A 6,939-nucleotide genomic window follows, 5' to 3' on the forward strand; every position below is an offset into this window, starting at 1 on the left:
GCGGGGCCGCCCGCTCCGGCCCGCCGGCGGACCCGCCGGCACCGCGGGGGCCAGCCGCGTCGGAGCGGTCCGACGACGACGGAGGTACGCCCTGATGCCGCTGTGGTTGGAGCTGGTCATCCGGGTGGGGGGCGTGCTCGTCGCGTTCCTCACCCTGCCGCTGCTGGTCGGGCAGGCCGAGCACAAGGTGATGGCGCACATGCAGGGCCGGCTCGGCCCGATGTACGCGGGCGGCTTCCACGGCTGGGCCCAGCTGGTCGCCGACGGCGTGAAGTTCGTCCAGAAGGAGGACGTCACGCCCCGGGAGGCGGACCGGGCGGTCTTCCGGCTCGCCCCGGCGGTCGCCCTCGTGCCCTACCTGCTGGTGCTGCTGGTGATCCCGCTCGGCCCGGACGACCTGGTCGGGCAGCCGCTGGACATCGGCCTGTTCTTCGTGCTGGCCGTCGTGGGCGTGGGCGTCGTGGCGGTGCTGATGTCGGCCTGGGCGTCGGCCAACAAGTACAGCCTCCTCGGCGGCCTGCGCGGGGCGGCCCAGCTGCTCGGCTACGAGCTGCCGCTGGTGCTGGCCGCCGCGTCGGTGGCGATGGCGGCCGGCACGCTCAGCCTCTCCGGCATCGTCGAGGCGTGGCAGCCGTGGTGGCTGCTCTGGCAGGCCCCCGCCATGGTCGTCTTCTTCCTCGCCGGGCTCGCCGAGATCCGCCGCCCGCCGTTCGACATGCCGGTCGCCGACTCGGAACTGGTCTTCGGCTACATGACGGAGTACACGGGCCTGCGGTTCGCGTTCTTCCTGCTCGCCGAGTACGTCGGCATCGTGGTGATCGCCGCGCTCACCACCGTGCTCTTCCTCGGCGGCTGGCAGGGCCCGTTCGCCGACGCGCAGCTCGGCTGGCTGTGGACCCTGCTGAAGGTGTTCGCCGTCTCGTTCCTGATCATCTGGCTCCGGGTGTCCTACCCCCGGCTGCGCGAGGACCAGCTCCAGCGCCTTTGCTGGCTCGTCCTGGTCCCCGTCTCCCTGGGCCAGCTCGTCCTCACCGCCGCCGTCCGCGTGGCGCTGTAGGGGGAAGGCCCGTGGGGGTCGGCCCCAACGGCACCGCGTGTGTGCCGTGGAGGCAGCCGGAGCTGCGGGGCGCGCCGTCAGCGCAGCGGGGTGTGGGCGGGGTCGACGCGCTCGGCGGGCGGGGGCGGCGGGGGCGGGGTGCCGTCGCCGAAGGGGCGGCCGCCGAGGGCCTCCCGGCCGTGCGGGGTGAGCCAGTTCGCCAGGTCGGGGCCGAGCGGCACCACGCCGGTCGGATTGATGTCGCGGTGCACCTCGTAGTAGTGCCGTTTGATGTGGTCGAAGTCGATCGTGTCGCCGAAGCCGGGCGTCTGGAACAGGTCCCGGGCGTACGCCCAGAGCACCGGCATCTCCGTCAGCTTGCTCCGGTTGCACTTGAAGTGGCCGTGGTAGACGGGGTCGAAGCGGACCAGCGTGGTGAACAGCCGCACGTCCGCCTCGGTGATGGTGTCCCCGACCAGGTAGCGCTGCCCGGCCAGCCGCTCGCCCAGCCAGTCCAGCCGGTCGAACAGCCGGCGGTACGCCTTCTCGTACGCCGCCTGGTCGCCGGCGAAGCCGCACCGGTAGACGCCGTTGTTGACGTCCCGGAACAGCACCGCGCTGACCTCGTCGATCTCGTCGCGCAGCCGTTCCGGGTAGAGGTCGGGCGCCCCCTCGCGGTGGTACGCCGTCCACTCGGTGGAGAGGTCGAGGCTCATCCGCCCGAAGTCGTTGGTGACCACCTGCCCGGTCGGCACGTCCACGATCGCCGGCACGGTGATGCCCCGCTCGTAGCCGGGGAACCGGGCGAAGTACGCCTCGGCCAGCCGCTCGATGCCGAGCACCGGGTCGCGCCCGCCCGGGTCGAGGTCGAACGTCCAGCTCCGCTTGTCGTGGGTCGGGCCGGCCACCGCCATCGAGATCGCGTCCTCCAGCCCGAGCAGCCGTCGGACGATGATGAGCCGGTTCGCCCAGGGGCAGGCGCGGCTCACCGCCAGCCGGTACCGGCCGGGCTCCACCGGCCAGCCGTCCCGGGCGTCGGCGGTGATCCGGGTGGCGATGTAGCGCTGGTCCCGGGTGAACTCGCCGCCCGGCTCGACGTACCTGCCGCCGGTCCGCATGAGCACGTCGTCGCCGCTGGTGGCGCTGCCGCCACCCGTCGCCGTGCCGCCCGTCGTGCCGCCCTCGGTCGTGCCGCCCATGCCAGCCCTCCGCCGTCGCCCGTCGCTCGTCCCATCATGGCGGCTGCGCCGCCCTCGGGCGCGCCGTGTGCCGACCTCCGCCGTGAGGTCGAGCCCGGAGGCGGTGGGCCGGGTCCGGGCCGGGCGGCGGTTAGGCTGCCGCGATGATCGATGTGGAGGCGGCGGCCCGACGCTTCATCGCCGACGTGTGGAACGCCGCGCGGGAGGAGTCGGCGTACGAGCTGGTGTCGCCGGAGTGCCCGGGGCTGGGCGGGGCCGGCCCGGAGGCGACGCTGGCGTGGCACCGGGAACGGCGCGCCGCCTTCCCGGATCTGCGCTACAAGATCGTGGACGTGGTGGCCGCCGGGGACCGGGTGGCGGTGCACTGGCGGGCCGCGGGCACCCAGGCCGGGCCGTTCGGGCCGGTGCCGCCGACCGGGCAGGTGGTCAGCTACTCGGGGGCGAGCTTCCTGCGCTTCGACGACGCGGGCCGGATCGTCGACGTGTGGAGCTGCAACGAGCTGTTCCAGCTGCTCCAGCAGCTCGGCGTCGAGATGCTCCCGCCCGCGGCGGGTGGCCTCAGCGGGACCGGGGCGTGATCTTGGCGAGCGGGATGTCGATCTCCCACGGCTCCGGGACGAGGATGCCGTCGGTCATCCGGGCCTGCTCGACGTAGACCCGCCTGGCCGGGTCGAGCTTGTGGGCGTGCACGACGATCCCCGACTCGGTCTCGATCCGCCAGAAGTAGGGGATGTCCGCCTCGGCGTAGAGCGCGGGCTTGAGCACCCGGTCGATGCTCCGCGACCCCTCGGAGACGATCTCGACCACCAGCATCACCTCGTGGGGCCGGTAGTGCGAGGGGTTGCGCGAGGCCGCGTCCAGCTCCGTGACCAGCACGTCGGGGATGAAGGCCCGGGTGCGGGAGAGCCGCACCTCGACGCCCTGCGTGACGTCGAGGTCGGCGGGGCAGCTCTCGTCGAGCGCGGCCATGAGGCGACCGGCGATGGACTGGTGGAGTCGCGTGGGGGAGGGCGACACGATGAGGTTTCCGTCCAGGAGTTCGTGGCGGCGGCCGTCGTCGGGCAGGCGGTCGAGGTCGTCGACCGTCCACCCGCCCGGCGGCGGATAGTCGCCCTGCAGCGCGGCGGTCATGGCGAGCCCTTTCCGGTGCGTCGTTCTCCCCGCCTCACCGTACCGCCGGCAGACCCCGGGTGGTGGTCGCGCGCGCCGCGGCCACAGGGCAGGATGGTCGGCATGACCGACCGCAGCGAGCGCAGCGAGCCGGGCGGCGCCGGCGGAGACCGTGGCCTGCCGGGCGCGGGACTGGTGAAGGGGCTCGCGGTCACGTTGAAGACGATGACCCGCCGCTCGACCACCCAGCAGTACCCGGATGTCGCCCCCGAGCTGCCGCCCCGCTCGCGCGGGGTGATCGCGCTGCTGGAGGAGAACTGCACGGTCTGCATGCTGTGCGCCCGGGAGTGTCCGGACTGGTGCATCTACATCGACTCGCACAAGGAGGAGGTGGCGGTGCCCGGCGCCGCCCGCCCCCGCCAGCGCAACGTGCTCGACAAGTTCGACATCGACTTCTCGCTCTGCATGTACTGCGGAATCTGCGTGGAGGTCTGCCCCTTCGACGCCCTCTACTGGTCGCCGGAGTTCGAATACTCCGAGTACGACATCAAGGACCTGCTGCACGACAAGGACCACCTCGGCCAGTGGATGGGCACCGTACCGCCGCCGCCCGCGCACGACCCGAACGGTGAGCCGGCGAAGGAGGAGACCGCCGCCGCGCGCAAGGCCGCGGTCCCGGCCGCGCCCCGTCCCGCCGCCCCGACCGTACGCCCCGAGCCCGAGGCCGGCGCATGACCGGTGCGGACGTGCTGCTGCTCGCCCTCGGCGCGGTGGCGGTCGGTTCGGGGGTGCTGGTGGTGGCGACGCGGCACCTGGTCCGGGCCGGCCTCTACCTGGTGGTCTGCCTCGGCGCGCTGGCCGGGGCGTACCTGGTGCTCACCGCCGAGCTGGTGGCCTGGGTGCAGGTGCTGATCTACGTCGGCGCGGTGGTGGTGCTGCTGCTCTTCGCGGTGATGCTCACCCGCGCCCCGATCGGCGCCTCGGACGACCTGGACCGGCCCGGTTGGGCCGCGGCGCTGGTCGGCGGCGGCACCGGGCTCGGGCTGGCCGTCCTGCTGGTCGACGCGTACCGCTGGACGGCCGTTGAGCTGCCCGACGCGGGCACCGCGGAACGCCTCGGCGACCAGATCTTCCGCAGCTGGGTGCTCCCCTTCGAGGTGCTCTCGGTGCTGCTGCTGGCCGCCCTGGTCGGCGCCATCGTGATCTCCCGCCCCGACATCGGCCGGCCGAGGGCCCAGGGGCCACGCGCCGATCGGCCCGGTGCGGACCAGTCCCGCACCGACCGGTCCGGCAGGGCGGTCGCCGGCGGGGATCCGGGCGACGACGGAGGGTTGTCGCGGTGAGACCCGTCATCCCGTACGTCACCGCCGCGCTGCTGTTCGGCCTCGGCGTCTACGGCGTGCTGCGCCGCCGCAACGCGGTGCTGGTGCTGATGGCCGTCGAGCTGATGCTCAACGCGGTCAACCTGATCCTGGTCACCGCCGACACCACCGTGCGCGCGCAACTGCCGCACGGCGGGCAGGTCTTCGCGCTCTTCGTGATCGTGCTGGCCGCCGCCGAGATCGGCGTCGGCCTGGCGATCGTGCTCCAGCTCTACCGGCTGCGGGCCACCGTCGCCGTCGACGAGGTGCCGCTGACCGAGGGCGCGCCGACCGGACCTCCGGCCGAGCCGGCCACCGCCGCCGTCGGCACCGACGCCCGGCCCGCCGGGACCGCCCGGCCCGGGTCCGCCGACCGCCCGGAGGGGGAGCGGTGAGCACGACCACCCTGCTCGGCACGCTGCTGCCGGCCGTACCGCTGGTGGCGGGTCTGCTCGGCCTGCTGCTGCCGCCCTCGCCGCCCGGTGCCGGGACGGGCGGGGACCGCGCTCGGCGGGCGGCGATCGCGCTCGGCGTGGCCGGGGCGGCCGGTGCGCTGACGCTCGCCGTCGCCCTGCTGGTCACCCTCGACCGGCCCGCCGAGGCGTCCACCACCTGGGTGGACCTGGGCGGGCTGACCGTGAGCCTCGGGGTGCGGCTGGACGGCGCCGCCGCGCTGGTCGCCGTCGCGGTCGCGGCGGTGGCCCTGGCCGTGCAGGTCTACTCGGTCGGCTACCTGCGTCGGGGCCCGCACGACGACGTCGACACCGACCACCGCTACCCGCCGTACGCGGCGCAGATCAGCCTCTTCACCGCCGCCATGCTGCTGGTGGTGGTCGCCGGCGACCTGATCCTGCTCCTGGTCGGCTGGGAGGTGATGGGCATCTGCTCCTACCTGCTCATCGCCCACGACCGCCGGCTGCCGGAGGCGCCGGCCGCCGCCATGAAGGCGTTCCTGGTGACCCGGGTCGGCGACGTCGGCTTCCTGCTCGGCATCGCGCTGCTCGGCGTCTCCGCCGGCAGTTTCCGGATCGCCGACGTGCTCGCCCACGACCACGCCACCGGCACGCTGACCGCCGCCTGCCTGCTGCTGCTCGCCGGGGTGGCCGGCAAGAGCGCCCAGTTCCCCCTGCACACCTGGCTGCCCGACGCGATGGCCGGCCCGACGCCGATCTCGGCGCTGATCCACGCCGCCACCATGGTCGCCGCCGGCGTGTACGCCGTGACCCGGCTCTACCCACTGTTCGAGGTGACCCCGGTGGCGCTGGCCGTGCTCGGCGTGACGGCCTCGGTCACCCTGCTGCTCGGCGCGTTCGCCGCCACCGCCCAGGACGACCTCAAGCGGGTGCTGGCCTGGTCGACGGTCTCGCAGATCGGCTACATGACGGGCGCGCTGGCGGTCGGCTCCACGCCGGCCGCGCTGTTCCACCTGCTCACCCACGCCGCGTTCAAGGCGCTGCTCTTCCTCGCGGCCGGCGCGGTGATCCACGCGGTCGGCACCACGCTGATGTCCCGGATGGGCGGGCTGCGCCGGGGCATGCCGGTCACCTTCTGGTGCACCGTCGTCGGGCTCGGGGCGCTGGCGGGGGTGCCGCCGCTGTCGGGCTTCTGGAGCAAGGACGGCGTGCTCGCCGTCGCCCAGGAGGCCGCCCTGCACGGTGCCGGGCCCGCCCCGTCCTGGGTGGGCTGGCTGGTCTGGCTGGCCGGGCTCGTCGGCGTCGCGGTCACCGCCTGGTACGCGACCCGCCTGCTGCTGCGCACCTTCCTCGGCGAGACGCGGATGCCGCTGGCCCACCCGCACGACCCGCCCGCCGTGATGCGCTGGCCGGTGCTGCTGCTCGCCGTGCCGGCCGCCCTGCTCGGCCTCGCCGGCTTCGACTGGGCCTTCGCGCGCCGGCTGCTGCTGACGCCCGCCGTGAGCGAGCCGGCCGGCGAGCACCTCCTGATCCACGTCGGCCCGGAGCTGCTGCTGCCGCTGGCGCTGCTGGCCGTCGGGGCGGGGCTCGCCTGGCTGCGCTGGCGGCGGGACCCGGCCGCCGACCCGGCGACCGCGCTGGGTCCGCTGCGGCCGGTCTTCGCCGCCGCGTTCCGGCTCGACGACGTCCAGCGCGCCCTGGTCGTACGCCCGACGAAGGCGCTGGCCCGCGCGGCGCGTACCGCCGACGAGGTCGTGGTGGACGGCGCGGTCGAGGGCAGCGGCCGGGCCGCGCTCGGCCTCGGCGGCGGCCTGGCGGCG

At 74.5% G+C, this 6,939-nt stretch carries 8 protein-coding genes; 6 read left to right on the plus strand and 2 right to left on the minus strand.

What is annotated here, in order from left to right:
* The first annotated feature begins 94 nt into the window (after positions 1-94).
* Positions 95-1,057, plus strand: coding sequence for a complex I subunit 1 family protein (locus AB0G13_RS33305; protein ID WP_357883232.1), 963 nt, complete (start codon positions 95-97; stop codon positions 1,055-1,057).
* A 77-nt stretch (positions 1,058-1,134) separates the two neighbouring features.
* Here AB0G13_RS33305 and AB0G13_RS33310 read toward each other — a convergent pair whose 3' ends face one another.
* Positions 1,135-2,154: a glutathione S-transferase C-terminal domain-containing protein gene (locus tag AB0G13_RS33310; RefSeq protein WP_357883253.1), complete on the minus strand. Its 1,020-nt coding sequence runs from the start codon at positions 2,152-2,154 to the stop codon at positions 1,135-1,137.
* A gap of 224 nt (positions 2,155-2,378) precedes the next feature.
* On the opposite strand from AB0G13_RS33310, the gene AB0G13_RS33315 reads away from it, so the two are divergent.
* The gene (locus AB0G13_RS33315) at positions 2,379-2,813 is read left to right on the plus strand and encodes an ester cyclase (protein WP_357883235.1); all 435 of its coding nucleotides are present in this window, start codon (positions 2,379-2,381) and stop codon (positions 2,811-2,813) included.
* Here AB0G13_RS33315 and AB0G13_RS33320 read toward each other — a convergent pair.
* Entirely contained in the window at positions 2,794-3,366 is a 573-nt protein-coding gene (locus AB0G13_RS33320) for a Uma2 family endonuclease (protein ID WP_357883238.1), read from the minus strand. The two genes, AB0G13_RS33315 and AB0G13_RS33320, sit on opposite strands and share 20 nt — an antisense overlap.
* 93 nt (positions 3,367-3,459) lie before the next feature.
* Here AB0G13_RS33320 and AB0G13_RS33325 point away from each other — a divergent pair, with 93 nt between their 5' ends.
* The 4 genes from AB0G13_RS33325 to AB0G13_RS33340 form a co-directional block, all read left to right on the plus strand.
* Entirely contained in the window at positions 3,460-4,080 is a 621-nt protein-coding gene (locus tag AB0G13_RS33325) for an NADH-quinone oxidoreductase subunit I (protein ID WP_357883241.1), read from the plus strand.
* Positions 4,077-4,688, plus strand: a complete 612-nt coding sequence (locus AB0G13_RS33330; protein WP_357883244.1) for an NADH-quinone oxidoreductase subunit J — start codon at positions 4,077-4,079, stop codon at positions 4,686-4,688. Before AB0G13_RS33325 ends, AB0G13_RS33330 begins: the two co-directional genes overlap by 4 nt.
* Positions 4,685-5,101, plus strand: a complete 417-nt coding sequence (gene nuoK / locus AB0G13_RS33335) for an NADH-quinone oxidoreductase subunit NuoK (RefSeq protein ID WP_357883247.1) — start codon at positions 4,685-4,687, stop codon at positions 5,099-5,101. The genes AB0G13_RS33330 and nuoK overlap by 4 nt, the downstream gene beginning before the upstream one ends.
* The coding region (locus AB0G13_RS33340) for an NADH-quinone oxidoreductase subunit L (protein ID WP_357883250.1) at positions 5,098-6,939 on the plus strand (1,842 nt) is incomplete at its 3' end. The genes nuoK and AB0G13_RS33340, both read left to right, overlap by 4 nt.

The organism is Micromonospora sp. NPDC023633 (genome assembly GCF_040640035.1).
In the GTDB taxonomy this organism is placed as follows: Bacteria; Actinomycetota; Actinomycetes; order Mycobacteriales; family Micromonosporaceae; genus Micromonospora.